Annotated in this window: 18 protein-coding genes; 8 read left to right on the forward strand and 10 right to left on the reverse strand. The window is 59.6% G+C overall.

The features are described from left to right. Nucleotides 1–5: 5 nt before the first annotated feature. The 5 genes from H8S34_RS09125 to H8S34_RS09145 form a co-directional block, all read right to left on the reverse strand. Nucleotides 6–920, reverse strand: a complete 915-nt coding sequence (locus H8S34_RS09125; RefSeq protein WP_101693214.1) for a carbohydrate ABC transporter permease — start codon at nt 918–920, stop codon at nt 6–8. Beyond that, a complete protein-coding gene (locus tag H8S34_RS09130) occupies nt 917–1,957 on the reverse strand; it encodes an ABC transporter ATP-binding protein (protein WP_186963787.1) in 1,041 nt (346 codons plus the stop codon). Before H8S34_RS09130 ends, H8S34_RS09125 begins: the two co-directional genes overlap by 4 nt. Next, the gene (locus tag H8S34_RS09135; RefSeq protein ID WP_101693212.1) at nt 1,950–2,516 is read right to left on the reverse strand and encodes a CD3072 family TudS-related putative desulfidase; all 567 of its coding nucleotides are present in this window, start codon (nt 2,514–2,516) and stop codon (nt 1,950–1,952) included. Before H8S34_RS09135 ends, H8S34_RS09130 begins: the two co-directional genes overlap by 8 nt. After that, nucleotides 2,467–3,345 (reverse strand): HAD family hydrolase, encoded by an 879-nt coding sequence (locus H8S34_RS09140; RefSeq protein WP_186963788.1) that lies wholly within the window; start codon nt 3,343–3,345, stop codon nt 2,467–2,469. Before H8S34_RS09140 ends, H8S34_RS09135 begins: the two co-directional genes overlap by 50 nt. Before the next feature lie 462 nt (nt 3,346–3,807). After that, nucleotides 3,808–7,728, reverse strand: a complete 3,921-nt coding sequence (locus tag H8S34_RS09145; RefSeq protein ID WP_186963789.1) for an S-layer homology domain-containing protein — start codon at nt 7,726–7,728, stop codon at nt 3,808–3,810. A 385-nt stretch (nt 7,729–8,113) separates the two neighbouring features. Here H8S34_RS09145 and H8S34_RS09150 point away from each other — a divergent pair, with 385 nt between their 5' ends. The 7 genes from H8S34_RS09150 to H8S34_RS09180 all read left to right on the forward strand — a co-directional run bounded on the left by H8S34_RS09150 (nt 8,114) and on the right by H8S34_RS09180 (nt 17,758). Then, the gene (locus H8S34_RS09150; RefSeq protein WP_186963790.1) at nt 8,114–9,253 is read left to right on the forward strand and encodes an exonuclease SbcCD subunit D; all 1,140 of its coding nucleotides are present in this window, start codon (nt 8,114–8,116) and stop codon (nt 9,251–9,253) included. Then, the gene (locus tag H8S34_RS09155) at nt 9,250–12,543 is read left to right on the forward strand and encodes an AAA family ATPase (RefSeq protein WP_186963791.1); all 3,294 of its coding nucleotides are present in this window, start codon (nt 9,250–9,252) and stop codon (nt 12,541–12,543) included. Before H8S34_RS09150 ends, H8S34_RS09155 begins: the two co-directional genes overlap by 4 nt. A 20-nt stretch (nt 12,544–12,563) precedes the next feature. After that, entirely contained in the window at nt 12,564–12,920 is a 357-nt protein-coding gene (locus tag H8S34_RS09160; protein WP_186963792.1) for a GNAT family N-acetyltransferase, read from the forward strand. Nucleotides 12,921–13,037: 117 nt separating this feature from the next. Further along, nucleotides 13,038–13,397, forward strand: coding sequence for a hypothetical protein (locus tag H8S34_RS09165; RefSeq protein ID WP_186963793.1), 360 nt, complete (start codon nt 13,038–13,040; stop codon nt 13,395–13,397). 242 nt (nt 13,398–13,639) lie between these two features. Beyond that, nucleotides 13,640–14,344, forward strand: a complete 705-nt coding sequence (locus H8S34_RS09170) for a leucine-rich repeat domain-containing protein (RefSeq protein ID WP_186963794.1) — start codon at nt 13,640–13,642, stop codon at nt 14,342–14,344. A gap of 25 nt (nt 14,345–14,369) precedes the next feature. Beyond that, on the forward strand, nt 14,370–16,130 hold the full coding sequence (locus tag H8S34_RS09175; RefSeq protein WP_186963795.1) for a tetratricopeptide repeat protein: 1,761 nt from the start codon (nt 14,370–14,372) through the stop codon (nt 16,128–16,130). An 83-nt stretch (nt 16,131–16,213) separates the two neighbouring features. Beyond that, nucleotides 16,214–17,758, forward strand: a complete 1,545-nt coding sequence (locus H8S34_RS09180) for a hypothetical protein (RefSeq protein ID WP_186963796.1) — start codon at nt 16,214–16,216, stop codon at nt 17,756–17,758. 286 nt (nt 17,759–18,044) lie between these two features. Here the strand turns inward: H8S34_RS09180 and H8S34_RS09185 are convergent, their stop codons facing one another. The 5 genes from H8S34_RS09185 to H8S34_RS09205 all read right to left on the reverse strand — a co-directional run bounded on the left by H8S34_RS09185 (nt 18,045) and on the right by H8S34_RS09205 (nt 22,861). Beyond that, nucleotides 18,045–19,805 carry an RNA polymerase sigma factor gene (locus tag H8S34_RS09185; protein WP_186963797.1) on the reverse strand — a complete coding sequence of 587 codons (1,761 nt, stop codon included), beginning with the start codon at nt 19,803–19,805 and terminating at the stop codon, nt 18,045–18,047. 202 nt (nt 19,806–20,007) lie between these two features. After that, the gene (locus H8S34_RS09190; protein WP_186963798.1) at nt 20,008–20,760 is read right to left on the reverse strand and encodes a carboxymuconolactone decarboxylase family protein; all 753 of its coding nucleotides are present in this window, start codon (nt 20,758–20,760) and stop codon (nt 20,008–20,010) included. A gap of 12 nt (nt 20,761–20,772) precedes the next feature. Beyond that, nucleotides 20,773–21,117 (reverse strand): cyclophilin-like fold protein, encoded by a 345-nt coding sequence (locus H8S34_RS09195; protein WP_243207973.1) that lies wholly within the window; start codon nt 21,115–21,117, stop codon nt 20,773–20,775. Nucleotides 21,118–21,306: 189 nt separating this feature from the next. Further along, entirely contained in the window at nt 21,307–22,281 is a 975-nt protein-coding gene (locus tag H8S34_RS09200; RefSeq protein ID WP_186963800.1) for an alpha/beta hydrolase, read from the reverse strand. Continuing rightward, the gene (locus tag H8S34_RS09205) at nt 22,265–22,861 is read right to left on the reverse strand and encodes a sugar O-acetyltransferase (RefSeq protein ID WP_101693198.1); all 597 of its coding nucleotides are present in this window, start codon (nt 22,859–22,861) and stop codon (nt 22,265–22,267) included. The genes H8S34_RS09200 and H8S34_RS09205 overlap by 17 nt, the downstream gene beginning before the upstream one ends. 142 nt (nt 22,862–23,003) lie before the next feature. Between H8S34_RS09205 and H8S34_RS09210 the strand changes: the two genes are divergently transcribed. Further along, nucleotides 23,004–23,897, forward strand: a complete 894-nt coding sequence (locus H8S34_RS09210; RefSeq protein ID WP_101693197.1) for a LysR family transcriptional regulator — start codon at nt 23,004–23,006, stop codon at nt 23,895–23,897. Nucleotides 23,898–23,927: the final 30 nt, after the last annotated feature.

Consider the following 23,927-nt stretch of genomic DNA (forward strand, 5'->3'; position numbering starts at 1 on the left):
CCTCCTCACTGATAGTGGACGCGCTTGCTCAGCACCCGGAAATAGAAATAGGTCAGGATCATCAGGATCACCAGCAGCACAGTGCCAGCCGCCGAGGCATAGCCCACCCGGGCGTTCATCTGGAAGGCGTAGCGGTAAATATAGGTCACCAGCACATCGGTGGCGTTGCCAGGGCCCCCGTCCGTCATGACCCGCACCACGTCAAAGACTTTGAAGGAGCTGATCGTGATGGTGATGAGCAGGAAAAAGAGCTGGGGGGAGATCATGGGCAGGGTGATGCGGAAGAATTTCCGCACCGGCGGGGTGTTGTCCAGGGCGGCGGCCTCCAGAATTTCCGCAGGGATCGAGCGGATGGAGGCGAGTACGATGATGAGGTAATAGCCCAGGCTCTTCCACACTGCCACCGCAGCCACACAGAAGAGGGCTAGATCCGAGTCGTTGAGCCACCGGGAGAGAGGCAGGCCGAACAGAGCCAGCATGGCGTTGAGGATGCCGCTGTCGGCATCATACATCCAGGACCAGATGTAGGCGCAGGACACCATGGAGATGAGATAGGGGGTAAACATGCTCTTCTGGAGAAAGCGGTTGATCCGGCTGTCTGGTTCCAGCCACAGGGCAAAGAGTACCGCCAGCAGCAGGCTGAAAAAGAGGACGGACAGAGTGTAGACCGCTGTGTTGCGCAGAGCGTCCAGAAAATCGGTCTTAACAAAGAAGAGAACCTCGTAGTTTTTCAGACCCACAAAGGTCTTTTCCCGGATGAGGTTGTAGTCAAAAAAGCTGAGATAGACCAGATTGACCAGGGGATAGAACACGAAAATCAGCAGGAGGAGCATGGCCGGCCCCACCAGCAGATAGGGGACCAGTCCAGTGCCGGAGGATTTGCGCCCGCTTGGCCGGGGCAGCTTTCTGCCTGGCCTCATAGCGTACCCTCCTCCAGACGGCGGATCAGCTCACCGCACCCGCTGCGGATGCGCAGGCCGTTTTCATCGAAGAAGTACAGGTCTTCCCCGGCCACGCCCAGACACACGGTGTCCCCGGCCCGGTACTGGAAGCAGGCGCTGCGCACCATCACATCGCCCTCCGGGAGACGGACCTTATAGAGAACCTCGGCCCCGAGCATCTCCCGGGTTACCACGGTCCCGGGACGGGTATAGGCCAGGGCCTCCTCGGAAGCGAGGAAGCGGACCTTCTCCGGGCGGAAGCCCAGGCGGAAGTTGCTTCCGGGCAGGGGGAGGATATTGGCGGGCGGAGTTCCGATGAACTGGGCTGTGAAGATATTATCCGGGTCCCGGTAGATAGACTCCGGATCCCCCTGTTGGAGGATTTTCCCCTCATTCATGAGCACGATGTGGTCGGCCATGGCCATGGACTCGGTCTGGTCGTGGGTCACATAGACAAAGGTGGCGCCCAGTGCCTGGTGGAGCTGGATGAGCTCACTGCGCATGGCAGTGCGCAGCTTGGCGTCCAGATTGGAGAGCGGCTCATCCATAAGAAAGACGGCGGGCTCCTTCACCAGGGCCCGGGCCAGAGCGATGCGCTGCCGCTGGCCGCCGGAGAGCTGGGAGGGCTTTCGGTCCAGGTAATCCTCCAGGCCCACGGTCCGGGCCACCTGCGCCACACGGCGCTGCCGCTCGGTGCGGGGGACTTTGTTGTTTTTCAAGCAGAACTCAATGTTGCCCCGGACGGTCATGGTGGGATAGATGGCATAACTCTGAAAGACCATGGCCACATTCCGCTCTCCCGGGGGCAGATCGGTAATATCCACGCCGTCCATATAGACCCGGCCGCTGGTAGCCGGGCCGATGCCGGCGATCATCCGCAGAAGTGTCGTCTTGCCGCAGCCAGAGGGGCCGAGGAGTACCGTAAAGGCGCCGGAGCGAAGGGTGAGACTCAGATCTTCGATGACGCGGGTGCTGCCAAAGGATTTGGAGACGTGCTCCAGAACGATCTCAGCCATGGGAAGCCTCCTCTCCGCCCAGCAAGGAAAGGGCGCGCCCGGGCTCTTTGGCGTACAGCCCGTCCACGGGCAATGTCAGCCCCAAGCGGGCCAGCTCTTCCAGAAATACTTCCATCAGGACCCCGGGAGCGGATGCAGTCCGGACCTGGGACAGTACCCCGCTCACGTCCCGGCCGCCAAAATCGCCGCCCCAGGGGCCGGAGCAAGTGTATTTCACTCCGCAGCTGGGACTGCCGTCGATGCCCAGAACCCCCAGCAGCTCTACGTTCTCCGCTGCGGCATAGGCCTGGATCTGGAGCAGGATGGGCTTCAGCAGTTCCCGGCATGTTTGACGGAAGAAAGGGTTGTCAAACTGGTCCCGGGTGTGGCCCCAGCGATCCAGACCGTAGAGCATCAGCTCCGGACAGGGCAGCTGGAGAAGCTGAACACCGCGGTCCACCGCTCGATGGAGCAGTTCCCGCCGCAAGGACTCCTCGGCGCGGATGGATTCCATCCGGTAGGCACGGCATTTAGCGGCGGTATTCAGAATGCAGTGACTGACGATCAAAATCTGTTTCACAGTTCCACCTCTTACTCAGATAGACGGCCACGCCGTCCGCCTCGTTGCTTGGAATTATGCCGTCTGCATGGGCTTTCAGAGCGGGACAGGCGTTGGCCACAGCGTATCCCTCGTCGCAGGCATCAAAAAGGGCGAGGTCATTCTGCCCATCCCCAAACGCAACAATATGGGTGAAAGCACCCATATGTTGCAGCCGGGCAAGGGCCAGACCTTTGGAGGCCTGTGCACTGTAAACCTCCAGATACCACCGCTCCTCAGTATAGCGATCCCGGTAAAAGTCCAGGGTCAGGCCGCGCCCGTCCAGCAGGGATGCCATCTGTTCCAGACGCTGGGGCCGGTCATCCAGATACATGCCGTACAGGAGTGGGCGGGAGACGAGCTCCGCCGCCTGCCGCCGGCCGAAGCCATTCCACAGGGCTGGATAGGGGGCGAGAGCTGTCCAATCAAAGTAGTGCTGGGCGGCAGGGGGAGCAGCAGGGGAACAGTGGCAGCGGAGCCGGCCCTCTTCCAGGGTGAAGAGGAGTCCGCTTATGCCGCAGCGTTCCTCGGCTTGAGCCAGTATTTTCTGGGCCTGCGGAGAGAGCGGGACGAAATCGGGAAAGCTCTGGCGCACGGGATCATAGAGGAGTGCGCCGTTCATCAGGATCCAGGGCAGGCGCAGCGGAAGGCTCGCCAGCAGCGGCAGTGCGGAAAAGGGGGTCCGGGCGGAGGCCACGGTGAAGGGAAGTCCGTCACTCAGAAGCATGCGGAGAATTTTGAGGCTGACCGGTGAGAGCTGTGCCTGCGAGTCCAACAGAGTACCGTCCAAATCAGAGATAAATAGCTCCATCCCGGGCTCCTTTCCTTTGGCTTGACCATACGGCGTAAAAATTTTTTAGATTTCATTGTAGTGCCGAGGGGTAAAATCTGCAAATTCTTTTTTTCGATATGTTTGGAATGAGATTATTTGGAATTTGGATAAAAAATAAAATGACGTGGGATACCAACCATTTTTAAAAAGAAATGAGGAAAAAAGTTTTGAAAAATTTCGAAAAGGAAAATAAAAAAGTCCATGACAGGAGTTCGCCTGTCATGGACAAAAATGCGAGAGCATGAATGAAGTGAGCGGATACTATGCGCTCGTATCCGATGAGTATATCCGGTTGCAGCGAGTTTTCAAGGAAGACAGCCACGGTATAAAAAGGCTTCCTGTCCTTAAATGGACAGGAAGCCTTTTGGCATTACTCCATGGTTAATTAGGGGTTCCTCGTCACCGAGCGAAAGGGGGAGGAGCTGCGACTCATATACCCGATTATTTCATGTAATTCCAGAACATCTGCGCGACTTCGCCGCGGCTGGCGGTGCCGGTGGGATCCAGCTGTCCGTTGCCCTTGCCGGAGAGGATCCCCTCGGCTACGGCCCACTTCAGGCTGTCCGCCGCCCAGGGCGAGATATGCTCTGCGTCAGAGAAGACGCTCAGATCTGCCGCTGCGCTGATGTCCTGCTGCTGGTAGCTGGCATAGCGGTACAGAATGGATACCAGCTGCTCCCGGGTGATGGAATCGTTGGGACCGAACTTCTCATCCGAGTAGCCGCTGATCAGACCCTTCAGCCGGGCCCAATATACAGCGTCTGCATACCAAGTATCGCCCGCCACGTCGGCATAGGGATAGCCCAGGACCTCATTGTCCAAGCTGGGCTTACCCTCCAGATTGTAGAGGATCTGAGCCATCATAGATCGGGTAAAGGTCATCTCGGGGGAGAAGGTCGTAGAAGACGTTCCAGTCATCAGACCCTTTTCCACTGCATAGGACACCGCCTCGGCATACCAGGCATCGGCAGCCACATCGGTGAAGGGCAGGTCGCCCAGCGGAGTATCACTCTCGTCGATGCTCTTTGCAAAAGTAGCTTTAATGGTGTGATTGGTGCGGACGTTTTCAAAGGTGTAGCTGGCCACCGCGCCCACACTCTTGCCATTTACCACCACATCGGCGATTTCGAAGCCCTCGTCGGCGGTGATGGTAAAGGCCTTGTCGCTGTTGTAGTTGACGGACACGCTACCGCTGGGGGTGATGGATCCGCCCTCGCCAGCGCTGGCCGTGATAGTATAGCGGGTCACACCGGCAGAGCCGCCGCCGGAGCTGGAACCGCCCGAACCGGAATCGCCGCTGGACTCTGTCAGACCGAGTTTGGCCGCGTACAGGTCCTTGGCAGCCTGATCGACAACGGCCTGGGCAGCCTGGGCGGCCTCCTGGCTATCAAAGCTCTCGCTCTTGGCAACTGCACGGGCGGCGGTCAGTGCATTCTGCAGAGCCGCCCAGCTGCTGGCGGTGTAATCAGACTCCTTCAGTGTGGACAGGTCGGCGATCAGGGCGTTCAGACCGTCGGCAGAGGTGGTGTAGGTGTAGCCGGCCTCGGTGATGACCTGGCGGTAGAACTGGAAGGGGACGGCCTCAGTACCCACATAGTGCTGCTTGGTACCGTTCTCGTGGGCCAGGTAGAGGGTCTGATCGCCCACCATCCGATTGACCGTGTAGGAGCCGGCGGAGCCGTCCACGGGGGTGATAGTCAGAGCCTGGGACTCATCGGTGACAGGTACCTTGCTGCCGGCGTTAGTGGCGGTATTCAGGTTGAGGTAGCGGCCATCTGCTTCACAGCTCTGGATGGTATAGCCGCTCTCCGCATCCCCAGTGACCGTCCAGGTCTGACGGGTGACGAGGTAGCCGCTGTCCAGATTGAGGAGGCTGTTAGAGACGCTGCCGGTCACCTGATCGCTGGTGGTGCTGCCGCTGGCGTGGTACAGGATCCGGTTACTGTTGCTGTGGAAGATGGCGTATACGCTGCCGGAATCAATACCGTCGTCGTCCAGCGCATAGGTGGTGGAGGCCTCGTGATAGTTCTCCTCCATCTGATCAGTGTACCGGTCGGGCAGGATCACGCCCTCGTTCCCCTGGACGGCCACGTCGGCAGAGGCGGTGCGGGTAATGCCGCTGGAGGTGACGGAGGCGGTGATGGTGGAGGTGCCAGGGGCCACGGCGGTGACCACACCGCCTTCCACGGTGGCCACAGCGGGATTGCTGGAGGTCCAGGTCACTTCTGCGCCGGTGGGGGTATAGGTAGCGGTGAGCTTGGCGGTTTCACCGGCCTTCAGATCCACAACGGCCTGATCCAGAGAGATGGAGGGCAGATTCTCCGTACCGCTGAGCAGATACCAGCCCTGCCCCAGCAGGTCGTTTACCGTGAGTGTCTCATACTGGATGGTATTGGTCTCGTTGCCATACTCATAGAGGATACCGAAGGCGTCCCCCTCTGGCAGCTGGGTCACACAGGAGTAGCTGAAATTGCCGGCGCCCTGATAGCGCGGTTCATCGTCGTTGAGCCAGTGGACCACGTTCTCGCCGTCCACATAGCCGATGCGCACCACACCCTGTTTCCGCTGTACCACCGGGTAGGAGGCCAGGATCAGATTCTCATAGATGGTGTTGTCCGGACCCACCAGAATGCCGTCCAGGTTGATGAAGGAGACCATGCAGCCGTTGCCGGGGTTCCGGCTGCCCAGGGCCATGTCCTTCTGGCAGGTGCCCCAGGTCTCGCCGCCGTCGGTGGAGTCGGCGTAGCTGATGTAGTGGATGGTATTGCGGGAGTACATCCGGAGCGTGCCGTCGGGCAGAAGGACCACCTGAGACTCGCTGGTCTTGCCCACGCCGTTCAGGTCGGCGTTATGCTGGCCGCGCGTCCAGGTCTGACCGCCGTCATCGGAGTAAATGACGCTGGCCAGCTCGGTGCCGGTGGCATTGTCATACAGGGGGAACACCAGGCGCTCATGGCCCTCATACTGGAAGGAGAGGCCACGGCCGGGACACACGCCGGTAAAGGCCTCATCCTCGGACAGCTTGATGTCCAGGAACTGGGGATCGCTCCACACCAGACCGTCCGCGGTAACGTCGGCGGAGCGGTGCATGATGTAGAACACAGGGTAGGCTTTCCACTGGGAGTTGCGGTAGAAGAGGTTACTCTGCACCGCGTCGGAGCTCTGCAGCTGGAGGCACAGGTCGGGGGTGATGACACCGTCCTCCTCCGTATACACGTTCAGCCAGGCGTCCACCCAGGCTCCGGTCTGGCTGTCATCCTCTGCCTTGCAAATGGGGTAAAGGGTAATCGCTTCACTGCCAACGACCTGTTCTGCACCGGCGGAGGGGTTGTTGATATCCGCATAATAGGTATAGTCAGCGACCTTCTTGGAGGCGTTGCCGCCGGACGTGCCCAGGGTCACCAGCAGGCGGCCTGCATCGTCAAAGCCGGAGCTCTCCCAGCCCATCTGATTTCCGTACATCAGACCCACATAGGAGGGGCAGGCATCCACCACCATGTGGACGGTGCCGTCCTCGGCCTGAAGGATGGAGGGATCGATGAAGGAAGCGCTGGTCTGGCCGGTGGCGTCATCGGCCATATCGTCGTAGTAGTTGACCACGTTCCAATCCCAAGTGGCGCCGCCGTCCTTGGAGAGGCTGACGATGGTGTCCAGATTCTGAGGGGAGTCGCCGTCTGTGCGCCAGCGGATGTCGGAGGCCGCCGCGATCCAGCCGTTGTCCAGGGTCAGCAGGGCGGGGATACGGAAATGCGTGCTGTTGGTGTCCTCTTTTACGAAGGGCTGACCAGCGCTGGAGCCGGAGGGGGCTCCGGGGGCCATGCTGGGCTCCACCTCGGTCTGCTTGTAGAAATACAGGGGAGTGGCGGAGCTGCTGGAATAATACTGGCCGGAGGTGCCGTGAGAGAGGGCATTCCCGGAAGTATGGGTCACCGTATAGGTGCCATCCTCCAGCAGTGAGATGGTCAGGGTCACCGCCTCCTGGGCAGTGTTGACTTTGCTGCTGGTGGGCTGGGACAGATCCAGATAGCGGCCGCTGTCCACACTCTGGAGGGTATAGCCGCCCTCTGCGGAAACGATGGTCCACAGCTGACGGGAGACGGCGAAGCCGCCGTTGAGGGTCAGTGTGTCGCCGGCGACCGTGCCGCCCACCTGGTCGGTGGTACCGCTGCCGGTATGATAGAGGATGCTTCCGTTGCTGGTTCCGCCGTAGTAAATGGCATACACCGTGCCGGAGTCCACTCCGTCGGTGTCCTGCACATACTCGTAAGCGACCGGAAGTGCGGCCAGCGCCGCGGGGAACAGGGAAACCAGCATACAAAGGGCGGTCAGGACCGATGCCAGCTTTCGAAACGTGTGTTTCATAATATTTTCCTTTCTTTCTGGTGTGATATCTGCCATACAGCAGGATGTTTTGCCATTCCTCCTTTCTGCCTGCCTTGGAACATCTGTCTTCCTTGTAGAAAGTGTCACATGATGGGAGACGTTTTTTGTGATCTTCCGGCATATTGCTGAATCCATTGTAACATTTGTGAAATTTATTTTCATTGCATTTTTTATATGAAGATTCCTTTTTTCAACTGTGCAGATTTCTGAAAATTACTTTTCAGAAAAGGGAGCGCTTGTCGAATCTGCGCGGATACGCAGGAACTCGATGCGACCGGCGAGACTGCCAATCGCATCCTTGCGCGGTGGATGTATCCCCGGTATAATGATGGTAATATCCACCACATACAGGGGGAATTGTACCATGAAATGGATCCATCTCTCGGACCTGCATCTGGGCAAGCGGGTCAACGAGTTTTCTATGCTGGAAGACCAGCAGTATATCCTGGCGGAAATCCTCCGGATCATTGACCAGGAACAGCCGGACGGCGTCCTGATCGCCGGGGATGTCTATGATAAATCCGTGCCCTCCGCAGAGGCGGTGGCCCTGCTGGACGACTTCCTGGTGCGCCTGTCCGAGCGGGGCGTGCAGGTTTTTCTCATCAGCGGGAACCACGACTCGCCGGAGCGCATCGCTTTCGGCGGACGGCTTATGACCCGGAGCGGGGTCTATCTGGCGCCTGTGTATGACGGAGTTGTGAAACCTTTCACCTTTACGGATGAGTACGGACCGGTGCACCTCTATCTGCTGCCTTTCGTGAAACCGGCCCATGTCCGGCGGTGCTTCCCGGAGCGGGAGATCTCCACCTATACCCAGGCCATGGCCGCCGCCATTGAGGCCATGGGGGTGGACACTGCCCAGCGGAATGTACTGGTGACCCATCAGTTTGTCACCGGGGCCGCCCGGTGCGATTCGGAGGAGATATCGGTGGGGGGCTCCGACAATGTGGATGTGTCTGTCTTTGCGCCGTTTGACTATGTGGCCCTGGGGCACATCCATGGTCCCCAGCAGGTGGGGCGGGAGACGGTGCGCTACTGCGGTACGCCCCTGAAATACTCCTTTTCCGAGGCCGGGCACCAGAAATCCGTGACCGTGGTGGAGCTGCGGGAAAAGGGGAACGTATCCATCCGCACCATACCGCTGACCCCCATGCGGGATCTGGTGGAGCTGCGGGGCACCTACGAGGAGCTGACCTTCCGCGGCTTTTATGAGGGGACAAGCTATCCGCGGGACTATGTCCATATCACCCTCACCGATGAGGAGGACGTCCCTGATGCGGTGCGCAAGCTGCGCATCCTCTATCCCAACCTGATGAAGCTGGACTATGACAATCAGCGCACCCGGACCGCGATTTCGCTGGACGGTGCGGAGGATGTGCAAAAGAAGTCTCCTCTGGCGCTGCTGGAGGAGTTTTATGAGAAGCAGAACGGGCAGCCCATGGGCGAGGAGCAGCGCGCCTTTGCCCGGAGCCTGATGGAACAGATCTGGGAGGGAGAAGCATGAGACCGCTGAAGCTGACGGTATCCGCCTTTGGGCCCTATGCGGGAAGGGTGGTCATCGACCTGGAACGGCTGGGGGAGCAGGGGCTCTATCTCATCACCGGGGACACCGGCGCCGGCAAGACCACCATCTTTGACGCCATCACCTACGCCCTCTACGGAGAGCCCAGCGGCGACAACCGGGACCCATCCATGTTTCGCTCCAAGTACGCCCAGCCGGATACCCCCACCGAGGTGGAGTTGATCTTTTCCTACGGGGGCAAGACCTACACCGTCCGCCGGAATCCGGAGTATGAGCGTCCCGCCAAGCGGGGCGGCGGCACCACCGTTCAGAAGGCCGACGCGGAGCTCACCCTCCCGGATGGACGCCTGGTTACAAAAGCCCGGGAGGTCAACCGGGAGATCATCGGGATCATTGGCCTGGACCGCAGCCAGTTTGCCCAGATCGCCATGATCGCCCAGGGGGATTTCCTCAAGCTGCTGCTGGCCGACACCAAGAGCCGCCAGGAGATCTTTCGGGAGATCTTCCAGACCCGGTACTACATGGTGTTCCAGGAGCGGATGAAGCAGGAGGCCGGAAGGCTCCAGCGGGACTGTGAAGCCGCCCGCTCCAGCGTACAGCAGTATATCGGAGGGACGGTCTGTCCCGAGGACCACGTCCGCTGGCCCGACCTCCAGCGGGCCCAGGCGGGAGAGCTGTCCTTTGAGGAGACCGTGGAGCTGATCGAGCAGCTGATCGGTCAGGACCGTGAAGAGGAACAGCGCGTCCAAAAGATCCTGGACGGGCTGGACGAGGAGCTCAAAGAGACTGCCGCCCTGCTGGGAAAGGCGGAGGAGGCCCAGAAGACCCGTGAGAAGCTGGCGGCTGTCTGCAAAGCCCGGGAGGAATTGCTGCCCCAGGTGGAGCGGGCCCAGCGGGCGCTGGAGGCAGAGCACCAGAAAGCACCTCAGCAGGAGGCGCTGAGCCGGGAACTGGCCGCCCTGGAAGCGGAGCTGCCCCGGTACCGGGAGCTGTCAGAAAAAGAGCACGCGCTCACCGTCCTGACCCAAAGGATAGTCGATCTGGAGCAGAGTCTGGCCCGTCAGGAGGAGGCCTGCCAGAGTAAGGCGCGGGAACTGGAACGGTGGAAAGAGGAGCTTGGTAGCCTGGCCGGCACGGAGACCGAGCAGGAGCGCCTGCTCCGGGAGCGGGAGGAGGCAGAGCGCCGTAAGTCCAACCTGGAAGCTCTGGGAAGTCAAATCAAGGCGTGGCAGGAATGCCTCCAGCAGCTGGCAGCAGGGGAGGCACGGCGGGTAACACTTGCCCGTCAGCAGGAGCGGGCGGCTGCCGACCTGCTGGAAAAGAAGGGAACCCTGCAAGCCGACCGGGAGACTTACCAGGCTTCGCAGGGTCTGGCGGAGGAAAAACAAGCGCTCCTCCGCCGTCAGGAGCGGGCCCGGGAGAAAGAGCGGGCCTTGCAGGAGCTGGCGGTCCTGTGGGCGGATTGCGCCAAGGCAAAAAAGGCCCGCGAGACGGCGCTTGCTGCCTATGAGCGGTCCAGAGAACGGGCCGAAGGGCTGGAGGCGGATTTTCGCAGGAAGAACCGGGCCTTTTTGGACGAGCAGGCCGGGGTGCTGGCCCAGGCACTGACAGAGGGGGAACCCTGCCCCGTGTGCGGTTCCTGCCACCATCCGTCCCCGGCCCGGCTGTCCGGCGGGGCCCCCACAGAGGTTGAGCTGGAACAGGCGAAATCTGAGTTGGAGACGGCCCAGCGGGAGGCACAGGAGAAGAGCCTGGCCGCTGGCAGAGCCCACACCGCCTTGGAAGAGCGGGAGGGTCAGCTCCTGAACCGGATGGCGGCACATATCGAGGCGCCATCCCTTGCAGAGGCGGAGGAGCAGCTGGCTGCCTGCCGGAAGGCCGTGGCGGAAGAGCTCTCTCAGCTCCACGGGGGGCTGCTGGCGCTGGAGGCACAGCTGACCCACCGGGCCGAACTGGAGCAGGCGATCCAGCAGCAGGAGATCGCTCTGGCAGCTCTGGAACGACAGCAGGAACAGCTGCGGGAGGCCCTGGGACAGGCAGAGGTGGCCCGAGGCGTGCTGGACGGCCAGCGGGAGCAGATGGAGCAAGCCCTGCACCGCGAGATCACAGCGCATCTGGAAGGATGTCCGCTGGAGGAGGCTCCCGGGCGGATCGACGGGGAGCTAAAGCAGGCGGGAAGCGCGCTCGCCCGGATGGGAGCACAGGAACAGCTTCTCCAGGGAAAGATCCGGCGGAAACAGGAGTTGGACCGGAAGATCCCACTGGCGGAGCAGGAACTCCGAAAGACGGAGGACTCTGCCGCCAGACTGCGGGAGGAGTGGGCAGGCGCTCAGACCCGGAAAGAGGAGATCACTGGGCAGCTCCAGACCCTGCACATCCAGCTCCACTACCCGGATATGGAGGCGGCCCAGGGGAAGATGGCCGCGCTGGGAGAGGAGATCCAGAGTCTTGCCGATGTACGGAAGCGGGCCGAGGAGACCGCAAAGACCTGTGAGGAAGAGCTGACCAAGGCTGACGCGGCCATTCAGGAACTGAACCACCTGTTGGAAAACAGCCAGAAGGTGGATGTCCAGGCCCAGCAGCTGCGCGGGGAGGAGCTGACCCGGCAGCGCGGGGAGCGGCTTCAGGCCCAGAAGGCGATCCATGCCCGTTGGATGGCCAATGAGACCGCTCTGCGGAATATGCAGGAGAAAGCGGCGGATCTGGCGAAGCTGGAGAAACGGTATGCCTGGGTGCGGACCCTCTCCAACACGGTCAACGGCAATCTCCAGGGCAAAGAGAAGATCGCGCTGGAGACCTACATCCAGATGACCTTCTTTGACCGCATATTGCAGCGGGCCAATCTCCGGCTGCTGGTCATGTCCGGAGGACAGTATGAACTCAAGCGCCGCCGGGAGGCGGAGAACAACCGCAGCCAGAGCGGCCTGGAGCTGGACGTTATAGACCATTACAATGGTTCGGAGCGCAGTGTCAAGTCCCTCTCCGGCGGTGAGTCCTTCAAGGCGTCCCTCTCCCTGGCCCTGGGCCTCTCAGATGAGATCCAGTCGGCCGCCGGGGGGATCCAGTTGGATACCATGTTTGTGGACGAGGGGTTCGGGTCTCTGGATGAGGAATCCCTCCAGCAGGCCCTCCGCGCGCTCACTGCCCTCACGGAGGGAAAACGCCTGGTGGGGATCATCTCCCATGTGGCAGAGCTGAAGGAGAAGATCGACAAACAGATCGTGGTCACAAAGGACAAGTCCGGTGGCAGCCGTGTGGAGATCCTGGCGTGATCTGGGAGGGGGTACCAGCTATGTATCGCTATCAAACGTTAGAGGATGTCCCGCTGGGGGAAATCGCCGCTTGCCTCAACCTTGCTTTTTCAGATTATGATATTCCGCTCTGCCTGACCGAGAGAGAGCTGGCCCATCTCTTCCGGACAAGCGGTGTGGATGAAAGCCGGTCCTTCGGAGCCTTTTATGGGGACCAAATGGTGGGATTTATGCTCCATTCCTGCGGCCTCTATCATGGCCAGGAAGCGGCGTTCAATGTGGGAACGGGAGTGGTTCCGGAGCATCGGGGTAATGGAATCTCTACCGACCTGTTTTCGTTGGCCGAGCAAGTGCTGAGACAAGCGCAGATTCAATCGTATTATCTGGAAGTGCTGTAGCAAAATGAGGGGGCCATCCGCCTGTACAAAAAGCAGGGCTTTTCGGTCACAAGAGAGTTCGCAGTTCTTCGCGCGAGTGCACCCACAGGGAGCGCAGAGCGGGGCAAGGTGGAATATATGGAGTTCGACCGCTTTGATCTGGACCACGTGGGGCAGTGCCGGAAGATCGGGCCCTCTTATGAGCATTCCACCGGCCTGTTGCGACGAAATCCCGAATTGTATGAGGTCGCCTATCGAAGAGAGAACGGGGTGTCCGCCTTTTGCGTGTTCTCAAAAGCGGATGGACAGATCCTCCAGATGGGCTGTCGCAGCGTGGAGGAGTTAAAGCCGGTCATCCAATCCCTTCTTTCCAGGGTTCATCCGCTCACCGCAAAGAATATCGATCAGAAGGAGCGGGAGGTCCTGGAAATGTTCGCCGCGCTTGGGTTTAAAACGGTAGCAAAACAATTTGAGATGGTAAAAAGAATCGATTCCTGATAAAATAGGATTATACTTGGTCAAACAATATCCCATCAAAAAGCGAGCCCTCAGGAACTCCACATAAAAAATAAAGCAGTAAGTCTGAAAAAGGTTTGCTGCTTTTTTATGCCCACAGCACCTCAGAAAAATTTTCGAAAAAATTTGTCCAGAGATAAAACCGAAGGGAGAGGTACGGGATCTTACGGACAGAAACAGCCGAGACGGCAACATCAGAACATGAGAGAAATGGAGTATGAGGTATGAAACAACACAAATTTACAAGCATTGGGACCCTGACCATCGCACTGAGTCTGCTGCTGACGGCCTGCGGCGGAGACACCCCGGCCCCGGCGTCTGCCGCGGGAGCAGAGAATACACCAGCTGTGTCCGATGAGAAGAGCACCTCTGATGGCCTGAGTCCGGAGATGGAGGCGATCGTCAAGACGGTCAACGCCGAGACGGCGGAATCCGCGGGTGTGTGCGGAGCGGACCTGGTCTGGTACTATAAAGACTCCGTGCTGGTGATCTCCGGAGAGGGGGAGATGACCCATTACGAATTATCTGACAGACCTTGGGAGGACATCGATGATGAAATTGGCCTGATTTATATTTCAGAGGGCGTGACCTCCATTGGAAAAGGGGCGTTCAGGCGGTGTAGCAATTTGAGCCGCGTGGTGCTTCCAAATACCATCATAGAGGAAATTGGAAGTTCTGCATTTTCAGAGTGTGAACAGCTTGCGGAATTGACGGTGCCGGCCAGTGTAAAGCGTGTTGGGCACCATGGGCTGTCGGGGGAGTCGATCCTGTTTCAGGGAGACGCACCGGAGCCCATAAAGCTGGATTTTGACAATATGGACATTATTGCTACCTACCCAGCCACGGTGACCTACTGCGGAGAGGGATTCGAGCCGTTTATCGAGTATTATCGGGAGGATGCACCAGAACTCACGTGGGTCAAGGGATGAATCCGAAAAAGGGGAGAGATGAGAGATGAAACGGTTTGTGTGGCTGCTGGTGGCCGCGGTACTGCTGCTGAGCGGGTGCGGCGACAAGGAGGAAAAGTACACGGCCTACTGTGAGCAGGGGACCGCCAGCTTATCCCAGCAGGAATATGAGCAGGCGCTGGAGGCCTTTGGAAAGGCGGCAGACCTGCTACCGGATCGTCCGGAGGCCTATCAGGGCCGGGCGGAGGTCTATCTGGCCATGGCAGAGGCGGCAGAAGAGGGAAGTGAGGAGCAGACTTCTGCCTATGCGTCGGCTCTGGCGGAGTATGAGGCGGCCATCCAGCGGGACAGCGGCAACGCGGAGCTGTATCAGAAGGCGATCGAGCTGTGCCGGCAGATGGGAGAAGAGGACAAGCTGCTCGCCCTGCTCCAGAGCGGTGCAGAGGCGACTGGGGATCGAACCTTGAAAGAGGCTCTGGAGACGGAGCGTTCCAGACAGGCGGCTGCCGAAGTGCTCTCCGCCATGCCGTATTACGGGGACATCAGCAAGTGCCGGATGACAGCGGATCAGGCGGTCCTTCTGGGTTTGCTGATCGCCCATGGACTCCAGGGTGATATAGAGCCCTTCAGCGGATACAGTCAGCCGGTGGATCAGGTGGTGTTTTGGAACGATCCCTACACGGTCCAGGGGTATGACGGCTACTACGAGACCGACCGCTCCCTGATGGTGCTGGGAGATTTCTCGGGGGAAGGTCTCCCATATCTCTACTGTTTCAGCAGCCTGGCGGACAATTCCTTTGAGATCTACGGCTGGGATGAGTATGGAAAGCCGGTGCGCATCATCGGCGAGGAGGCGTACAACGGCCGGCAGGAGGGCTATCTCTTTGAGACGGAGAACGGCAAGGTAAAGATGTGTGAGAGTGGCTCTTCCGGGGCGGATAGCCACAGCAGAAGCGTGTACACCTTCCTCCAGGGCCGGGTAGAGGAGAGCGAATCCTACCTGGAGGAGTATAGCTATGAGCTGGGGGAATGGAAGATCGTTGAGAATGGAGAAGTAAACTACTATACCGAGGAGGAGTGGGCGAACCGGGACGTGGAAGAGCCGGTGGAGGAGAAGGCCGAGCGGAATCTCCCATACCGCTCCTTTGAGGAGGTCGTGGCCTGCGCCTGTTCTCCCAGCGAGATGATCCAATACCTCAACCAATACCGGGCGGCCCTCACCGACAGGGATGCCTCTCAGGGTGCATATGCCGCCGAGCACACTGAGGAGGAGCGCATGGCAAAAGACATGTATAATATCATGATGGAGCTGGATCAGATGGGGACCCTCTCCGATATCAGCGACCCGGAGATGCCGTGGGGACTCACGCTGGACTATGCCCGCCTTCTGGATATGAACGGAGACGGTATGAAGGAGCTCATCCTCGTCTCCCAAAACGACACCTCATACACCAATGCCTTCCTGGTGCAGTGGGCGGACGGACAGATCCAGGCCAATTGGCTCGGAACCGGACTGGATGCCGCAGTATCTCTGGTGCGGGAGAAAAGCAGCGGGGAATACGCCTTACAGATGGTGGAGTATCAGGGCCCACAGCAGCATAGCTGTACCTTTGCCGACCGGACGGACTCCTTTTCCATGGGGATCGGGCCGGGCGATGAATCCAGCCAGGAGGAGTACGACCGGCTGTATGCGGCCTATGAGGCCAACTGCGCCCGGTATGAGGTAATCGAGGATATCCTCAACGGAGACAGTCAGGTGGAGGAGAGCTTGGAAGAGCTGCGCGCCATGATGACAGGAGGCAACTGACGCCATGCTTTCTACCGGCCTGACCTACCCGTTTCCGTTTTGCGGATAGAGAAGATTTTATCAAAAAGAGGAGAGAAGAGAACATGAAGAATGCAAAGGGAATCTGCTTGACACTGGCACTGTGTATGGGGCTTTCACCTGTGGCCTCGGCGGCAACCTCTATTCAGGCCGCACCCAACCAGAGCAAGATCTACGTGGATGGAAAGGAAGTACGCTTGTCAGCCTATACCATCAAGCAGAACAACTACTTCAAGCTCAGAGATCTGGCCTATGTCCTCTCGGGCAGCCACAAGCAGTTTGATGTGACCTGGGACAACGGGATGGGAGCGGTGAAGATCGTCCCCAACCGGGCGTACAGCACGGCGGGGCATACGCTGACCTCCTCTGCCGGCGCGGGAAAGGCCACCCCCAGCTTCAATACCTTCCTCTATGGCGGAAAGGAGATCGCGCTGACCGCTTATGACATCGGCGGAAACAACTTTGTCAAGCTGAGAGATGTGGGAAAGCTCCTTAACTGCTCGGTGGAGTGGGATGCCGCGGCGAACGCCATTGTGGTGGACAGCTCTAAGGGATATACGGAGGAGAGCGGTCTCAGCCAGGAGGCGAAAAAGGCCCTGCAGCGGGTCACCTACTACGGAGACCGGAGCAAGTGCACCATGTCTCAGAAGCAGATGGAGGCCTATGGGCAAAAGCTCCTGGATGAGTGCGGAGATATGTATGAGACGCCGGAGGAGACGGATGTGTTCCTGGCCGACCTGGAGAACAACGGGAACCCTTATCTGGTGGTCAGCCGTCCCGCACCCGGGATTGGAGCATATGCCCCGGTGGTCTACAGCTATGTCAACGGCAAGGTCCAGATGCTCTGTGACTGCTGGGACGGCAGCGCCAGCGGCGGCTATGTGAGCTGGCAAAAGGATGGCCGGGTGCTGTATACGGAGTGGGAGACAAATGACACCACGGGCTGGCGGAACGACATCAGCAACAAGTACTATACTTTCTTCAACGGAGAACTGGTGGAGTACACCGAGCCGAAGGAGGAAGAGTGGGGATCGGAGCAGGCCAGCCCGACTCTCTATGAGCTCTGCTATCCCGGTTTTGAGGAGAGCGAACGCTGCACCAACGTGATCGAGGCGGCCAATGCCCTCCTGGAGGCCGGCCGCGGCTCCGTCCAGACGGAGCGGGGTAAAATGGCGGCAGCCATGCTGGAAAAGCTCACCTCCTCCAATTATGCCAACCTTGCACAGGCCCAGCTAATCGATCTGAATGGGGATGGAATGGAGGAGCTGTTCGTTCTGGACTCTTTTTCGGCCAATCTCTACTATTGGCAGAACGGGAAACTCATGAGCAAGGAGACCGGGATCTGGGCCGGAGGTGCGCTGAACTGGTATCTGTGCCGGGATACTGCCACCGGAGAGCTGGGCATTGAGTATGAAAGCATCGGCGGAGGAGATTTCTCGGGTGGCAGCCATACCTTCTACTACCTCTCGCACACCACAGAGACTACCCAGGCGGAGTACGAGGCAGCGGCTGCGCGCAATGTCCGTATGGAGGCTTTGGGGGGAGACACCGTATCTGTGACCAATCACCGGGATGAAACCAGAGCTGCCCTTCAGGCCATGCTGAAGTGATACATATGGGATCGGCCTGAAAAAGGAAAAGCGCCGCCCCTGCCGGATCGTTCGGCGGGGGCGGCGCTCTGTCATAGGGGGAGAGTGTGCAGCATGGAAAGGACTCCGGCGGCGGGGACGGAAAAATCTGTTTTTTGAAGGCCGCTCCTCCAGGAGAAGGCACCTCCCATGTTTTCTGTGTCCGTCTTACCGCCGCCGGTGGGAGCATTTCTGCCCACGCTAGTAAGAGGCGGAAGGGGTGGGGGACGGTTTTATTTTTTCTATTTTTAAGGCGGAGTTTTGAAGGTTAGCCCCGGATTTCCTCGCCGATTTCCTGGAAAATCTCTACCTCGATGGCTTTAATCTGCTCCAAGGTGCCCAGTGGAAGCTTGGGCGGGATGGTCATTCCATCATATTGATTCGGAACAAAGCACATCTCCAGGCTGGGGCACTGAAGCAGCGGCGTCAGATCCACCGGGGGGCCGTCGTAGGAGAACTGAATCACACGCAGCTGGGTCAGCTGGGTCACGGGGGTCAGATCGGTGTCTCCTGCCACTCTGAGATATAGATATTCCAGGGCGGGCATATAGGACAGAAGGTCCAAGGGAGTCAGAAAGTCGGAGCCGCCAGACACAGTTAGGCTCTTCAGATAGGGAAGTTCCGCCGGAGGTTCCAGTGTGATGTCGATGTTCGAGTGCCCCCAGTAATCCAGAAAACGCAGCTGGGTCAGCTGGGAGACATCCAGGGTGGTGTCGCTCTCTGAAAACAGGGACAGACCCATCAGCGAGGTTTTGGTTTCAAGCAGAGTAAGGTCTATCCCAGGTTCTGTGTGGAGATACAGTCTACGCAGATTGGGCAGGCGCTCCAGAAAGGACAGGTCCTCGATACCGGGCGCGTCCAGCTCATCCGTGTTGACCCAAGCGGTCTGGATGGACTCCTGCTCCGGCAGAGAGTCCAGCAGGGTGCCTCCATCTGTCACTTGGTAGTCAATCCGCCTTAGTTCAGAGAGAAGGGCGATGTCCTCCAGACTGCTCACCGGCTGAGTGCCCTGGAGGGCTTCCCCCGATGTGTTTGTTGTCATGCCGTCGTCCAGGATCCAGAGCTGTTTGATCTGCTCCAGATCGCTCGCTCGAATGGCCCCGGAAGGCTTGTCCAGAATGACCCGGATGTTCTGCTCGAAGACTGGATCTGAGAAGGTTACCGCCGGCTGGCTGAGGGCGATCCCTGCGCCGCCGGCCAGGACCGCGCCCGCCGTTACACCAGCCGCGATCTTCAGCTTCACCGCTCCGACCGCACCCTTGGCCGCGGCACTTGCACCACCCGCTGCGGTCTGGCTGCCCGCTGCCGTGGAGGCTGCCCCGGCGGAGGCGGTAGCCACGCCCGCGGTACCCATGCCAGCTGCAATGTTCTGCCAGATATGGAGGAGCGAGTCCGGGTCGGGTACTTCCGATCCCACGCAGGCGAAGAGAGGACCAATGGGCACCAGGGAGTGCAGGCGGATGCCGTCCCGGGCCTCCAGGGCCAGGACTCCCTCCTTCAGCTTTTTCCGCCCGTAGTTCAGGCGGCTTTTTACCGTTCCCTGTGTGCAGGCCTGGATCTGGGCGATCTGCTCCACAGAGCATTGGGAAAAATAGTAGAGGATGACACATTCCCGCTGGGCCTCGGGCAGACTGTCCACCAGTTCGGCCATCAAGCGCCGGGTCTCCCCGCTGTCTACGACCGCTTCCGGAAGAAGCTTTTCATCCGGATCGGGGAGCGCGTCAAAATAATCTGTCTCCTCGTCCTCCGACCCGGGGGAGGCAAAGCGGCGGGCCTGGTTGTGGAGCTTGCGGCAGCGATTGGCGGCGATCTGGAAGATCCAACTGAGAAAGGCGTCGGGATTCCGCAGTCCCTCCAGATTTTGCAGGGCGGACAGATAGCTCTCCTGCACCACATCCATGGCCTCATCCGGATTGCCGGTCAGCCGCAGGGCCAGTGCATAGACTCTCTGATTGGTCGCCTGATACAGTTCTCCCATCGCTGCCGGGTCTCCCGTCTTAGCCCGTTCCACCAATGTACGAAGCTCCATCTCTCGTTCTCCCTCACTGTTTTCTATGGATGAGATGCCTCCGGGACCCCGTAATCCAGGAGAGCAGGACTCATGACCATTTTACAACCGGATTATATCGAATCTTCCTCTGCTTGGCAAGGATAGGAATCGACCGATAGAATGACCCCCTATCTGTAAATCAGATAGGGGGTTATTTTTGGAAGAAAGACGAAAGGGAAGCTCAGTCCAGGCTGCGGTACACCTCGTCGGTGACTGCCTCCAGCCATTCGTTGGAGCAGTTCTCACCGGGGACCTCCAGGGCCAGATGGGAGAACCACTGGTCCGAGGCCGCGCCGTGCCAGTGCTTTACGCCGGTGGGGATGTTGACCACATCGCCGGGGCGCAGCGCCCGGGGCGCCTTGCCCCACTCCTGGTACCAGCCCTGTCCGGCCACACAGAGGAGGATCTGTCCACCACCCTGATCGGCGTGGTGGATATGCCAGTTGTTGCGGCAGCCGGGCTCAAAGGTCACATTGTACACTCCCACCTGACTGGTGGAGAGGGGGTGCAGGTAACTCTGGCCCACAAAATACTGGGCAAAGCCGTCGTTGGGGGCGCCGATGGGGAAGACCATCTCCTGCTGATGCTGCGCCTTGCCGTCCTGGGGCACATCCTCTGCCCAGACCTCCTTTGCCATGCGGAAGGCGGCCCAGGCCTTGGGCCAACCGGCGTAAAAGGCGGCATGGGTGAGGATCTCCGCGATCTCCTCCCGGGTGATGCCGTTTTGCCGGGCCGTGGTCAGGTGGTACTGGAAGGAGCTGTCCACCAGCCCCTGCGCCATGAGGGCGACCACGGTGACCAGGGAGCGGTCCCGCAGGGACAGCTGATTCTCCCGGCTCCACACCTGGCCGAAGAGCACATCGTCATTCAGTTGAGCGAATTGGGGAGCAAACTCCCCCAAAGCGTCTCGGCCTGCGGTCTGTTTCACTGCCATATCAAGTACCTCCTATGCAAGCGAAAATGTGATCTGCACAGCTCCGTCGCCCAGCTTCTCCTGTAAGCCGGCGGGATCTGTGATCCGGGCCAGCCGGGTAAAGCTCCAGGTGTTGGAGCCATAATAAATGGTAATCTGATTGCCCTGGTAGAGGATCACGTCGCCCGGCTCTGTCGTGATCTGCTGATCGCTCCGGGACAGCGTTGTGCCCAGCGGGCCGACCTTCTCGAAGCCGCCGTAGTCCTCCATTTCGATGGTCAGCGGTCCCTGAGTCAGAAGGGCCTGGAACTCCCGGGCGGAGGGGTTATCCTCAAAGGCAGCCAGCAGCTCATGACTGCCCACCGTGATGTGTAACATAGGTTCCTCCTCGCTGGGCTGAACTTCTGCGGAGGGCTGGGAAATGGGGCTCTCGGTACCGGAAACCACCGCCTGTGGCGGAGGACTGCCGGAGTCTGCCGGGACCGCGCTGCTCCCGCAGGCGGAAATCCCAAGGACGGCGAGAAGTATGCAGAGAAGTCTCAAAAAAATCCCTCCTCCCGCAGGTGTTTACTTCAGATATTTCCGGAAGAACGCCTCGATCCGGTCAAAGGGAATGATGTCCTTTCGGTCGTAGAGGTCGGTATGGACCGCGCTGGGGATGAGGAGCAGTTCCTTGTTCTCGGTATCGGGATTGTCCTTTACCATGTCGGCAAAGGCGTCCTTGCTGAAACAGCAGGAGTGGGCCTTTTCGCCGTGAATGACCAGCACCGCGCTGCGGATCTCATTGCTGTACCGCAGGATCGGCATGTTCAGGAAGGACAGGGTGGAGGTGGTGTTCCAGCCGGCATTGGAGTTGAGGGACCGCTCGGTATAACCCCGCTCCGTCTTGTAGTAGTCGTAATAGTCCTTCACAAAGAAGGGCGCGTCCTCGGGCAGAGGGTCCACCACACCGCCCGCGCGGGCATAGGTGCCGCTCTTGTAGTCTGCCGTCCGCTGGGCGTTGAGGGCCTGCTTCATCTCATAGCGGGCGTCGGCGCTGTCGGCGGAGTCAAAGTAGCCCTTGGCATTTACCCGGGTCATGTCGTACATGGTAGAGGTGACGGTGGCCTTGATGCGGGTATCCATGGCAGCGGCGTTGAGGGCCATGCCGCCCCAGCCGCAGATCCCCAGGATGCCCACCTGTTCCGGGTCTACAAAGTCCCGGGTGGAGAGGAAGTCCACCGCGGCGGAGAAGTCCTCGGTGTTGATGTCAGGGGAGGCCACATTGCGGACCTCGCCGCCGCTCTCTCCAATAAAGGAGGGGTCAAAGGCCAGCGCCGCAAAGCCGCGGCTGGCCAGCTCCTCGGCGTACAGCCCGGCACACTGCTCCTTCACCGCGCCGAAGGGGCCGGCCACTGCCAGGGCGGCCAGCTTGCCTTCCGCCTCTTTGGGCAGGTACAGGTCGCCTGCCAGCTCGATGCCGTAGCGGTTGTGGAAGCGTACCTTTTCCCGCCGGACAGTATCCCGCAGGGGGAAGGAATAGCCGTTATATTTCGAATGCATGGTTGATTTCCTCCTCGCTTAAATGCCGTATGATTTTGGCGGGCACGCCGCCCACAATGGTGTTTTCCGGAACGTCTTTGGTCACCACGGCACCGGCCGCCACAATGGCCCCGTCTCCGATGGTCACACCGGGCAGAATGGTGGCATTGGAGCCGATCCAGACATGGTTCCCGATGTGGATGGGAGCGGGGATCATGCTGCCGCGATCCTTGGGGGACATGGCATGGTTCAATGTGGCCAAAACCACGTTGTGCCCGATCAGTGCGCCGTCCCCAATGAAAATACCGCCCTGATCCTGGAACTTGCAGCCCATGTTGATAAAGACATGGGAGCCAATGTGGATGTTTTTGCCGCAGTCAGTATAAAAGGGTGGGAACAGCCCGAAGGTCTCGTCCACCGGAGCGCCGATCAGCTGGGAGAAGAGGCGGCGTAGCTCCTCCGGCGTATGGTAGCTTCCGTTGATCTCGGCGGTGAGGCGCAGCGCCTCCTGGCTGACGCCGTGCATGAACTGATGGGCCTCGCTGCCGCCCGGCACCGGCTTTCCGCTGTTCAGATGCTCCAAAAATGCTTCTAAATCCATGTTGCACTTCCGATCCATAGAATTTCTGGTTTTATTGTAGCACTCGTGAAGTTGGATAACAAATACCTATATAGAATATCTTAGTATGCTTGAAAACTATATCTGCTCTGTGCTATCATCAGACCATTCGGAGGTGAAGCGAATGGAATTGCGCGTGCTGCAATATTTCCTGGCTGTGGCGCGGGAGCAGAGTATCTCCGCGGCCGCCCAGTCCCTGCACCTGACCCAGCCCACCCTCTCCCGGCAGCTCAAGGAGCTGGAGGAGGAGCTGGGCAAGCAGCTGATGATCCGGGGCAGCCGGAAGATCACCCTCACCGAGGACGGCATGCTGCTGCGGAAGCGGGCGGAGGAGATCCTGGAACTGGTGAGCCGGACAGAAAAAGAGGTCATGTGGTCGGAGGAGACCATCAGCGGGGATGTCTATATCGGTACCGGCGAGACCGATGGGGTGCGTCAGCTTGCCAGAGCCGCAAAGGAGCTGCAGGAAAAGCATCCCGGCATCCGCTTTCACATCGTCAGCGGCGACGCGGTGGACGTGTGCGAGCGGCTGGACAAGGGGCTGCTGGATTTCGGGGTCCTCCTGGGGGACATGGACAAGAACAGGTATCACTATATCGAGCTGCCCATGAGGGACACCTGGGGTGTCCTGATGCGGCGGGACAGCCCCCTGGCCGGACGGGAAACCATCGCGCCCCGGGATCTGTGGGACAAGCCGCTGCTCCTCTCCCGGCAGGTGGACAATAAGAGCGGGCTGTACCGCTGGCTCCGGAAGGAGCCGCCGGAGCTCCATACGGTCGCCACCTACAATCTGATCTACAATGCCTCCCTGATGGTGGATGAGGGGATGGGGTATGCCCTTACCCTGGACAAGCTGGTGAATACCACCGGCAGCCATCTCTGCTTCCGGCCCCTGGAGCCGAGGCTGGAGCTGCGGATGTACCTGGTCTGGAAAAAATCCAGAATTTTCTCCAAGGCGGCCGAGCTGTTCCTGGAGCACCTGCAGGAGCACTTGGACCAAATCCGGGCGGACGCCTGAGGCCGCTTTCCACATAAAAAACGCAGACGC

Source organism: Pseudoflavonifractor hominis (assembly GCF_014288125.1).
Taxonomy (GTDB): domain Bacteria; phylum Bacillota; class Clostridia; order Oscillospirales; family Oscillospiraceae; genus Pseudoflavonifractor_A; species Pseudoflavonifractor_A gallinarum.

Bases quoted from the DNA above. Each gene is read 5' to 3' on its own strand.
- H8S34_RS09180 (WP_186963796.1), top strand. From the start codon at position 16,214: ATGAAGAATGCAAAGGGAATCTGCTTGACACTGGCACTGTGTATGGGG.
- H8S34_RS09150 (WP_186963790.1), top strand. From the start codon at position 8,114: ATGAAATGGATCCATCTCTCGGACCTGCATCTGGGCAAGCGGGTCAAC.
- H8S34_RS09140 (WP_186963788.1), bottom strand. From the start codon at position 3,345: ATGGAGCTATTTATCTCTGATTTGGACGGTACTCTGTTGGACTCGCAG.
- H8S34_RS09165 (WP_186963793.1), top strand. From the start codon at position 13,038: ATGGAGTTCGACCGCTTTGATCTGGACCACGTGGGGCAGTGCCGGAAG.
- H8S34_RS09145 (WP_186963789.1), bottom strand. From the start codon at position 7,728: ATGAAACACACGTTTCGAAAGCTGGCATCGGTCCTGACCGCCCTTTGT.
- H8S34_RS09200 (WP_186963800.1), bottom strand. From the start codon at position 22,281: ATGCATTCGAAATATAACGGCTATTCCTTCCCCCTGCGGGATACTGTC.
- H8S34_RS09185 (WP_186963797.1), bottom strand. From the start codon at position 19,805: ATGGAGCTTCGTACATTGGTGGAACGGGCTAAGACGGGAGACCCGGCA.
- H8S34_RS09205 (WP_101693198.1), bottom strand. From the start codon at position 22,861: ATGGATTTAGAAGCATTTTTGGAGCATCTGAACAGCGGAAAGCCGGTG.
- H8S34_RS09195 (WP_243207973.1), bottom strand. From the start codon at position 21,117: ATGTTACACATCACGGTGGGCAGTCATGAGCTGCTGGCTGCCTTTGAG.
- H8S34_RS09155 (WP_186963791.1), top strand. From the start codon at position 9,250: ATGAGACCGCTGAAGCTGACGGTATCCGCCTTTGGGCCCTATGCGGGA.
- H8S34_RS09170 (WP_186963794.1), top strand. From the start codon at position 13,640: ATGAAACAACACAAATTTACAAGCATTGGGACCCTGACCATCGCACTG.
- H8S34_RS09210 (WP_101693197.1), top strand. From the start codon at position 23,004: ATGGAATTGCGCGTGCTGCAATATTTCCTGGCTGTGGCGCGGGAGCAG.
- H8S34_RS09130 (WP_186963787.1), bottom strand. From the start codon at position 1,957: ATGGCTGAGATCGTTCTGGAGCACGTCTCCAAATCCTTTGGCAGCACC.
- H8S34_RS09160 (WP_186963792.1), top strand. From the start codon at position 12,564: ATGTATCGCTATCAAACGTTAGAGGATGTCCCGCTGGGGGAAATCGCC.
- H8S34_RS09175 (WP_186963795.1), top strand. From the start codon at position 14,370: ATGAAACGGTTTGTGTGGCTGCTGGTGGCCGCGGTACTGCTGCTGAGC.
- H8S34_RS09125 (WP_101693214.1), bottom strand. From the start codon at position 920: ATGAGGCCAGGCAGAAAGCTGCCCCGGCCAAGCGGGCGCAAATCCTCC.
- H8S34_RS09190 (WP_186963798.1), bottom strand. From the start codon at position 20,760: ATGGCAGTGAAACAGACCGCAGGCCGAGACGCTTTGGGGGAGTTTGCT.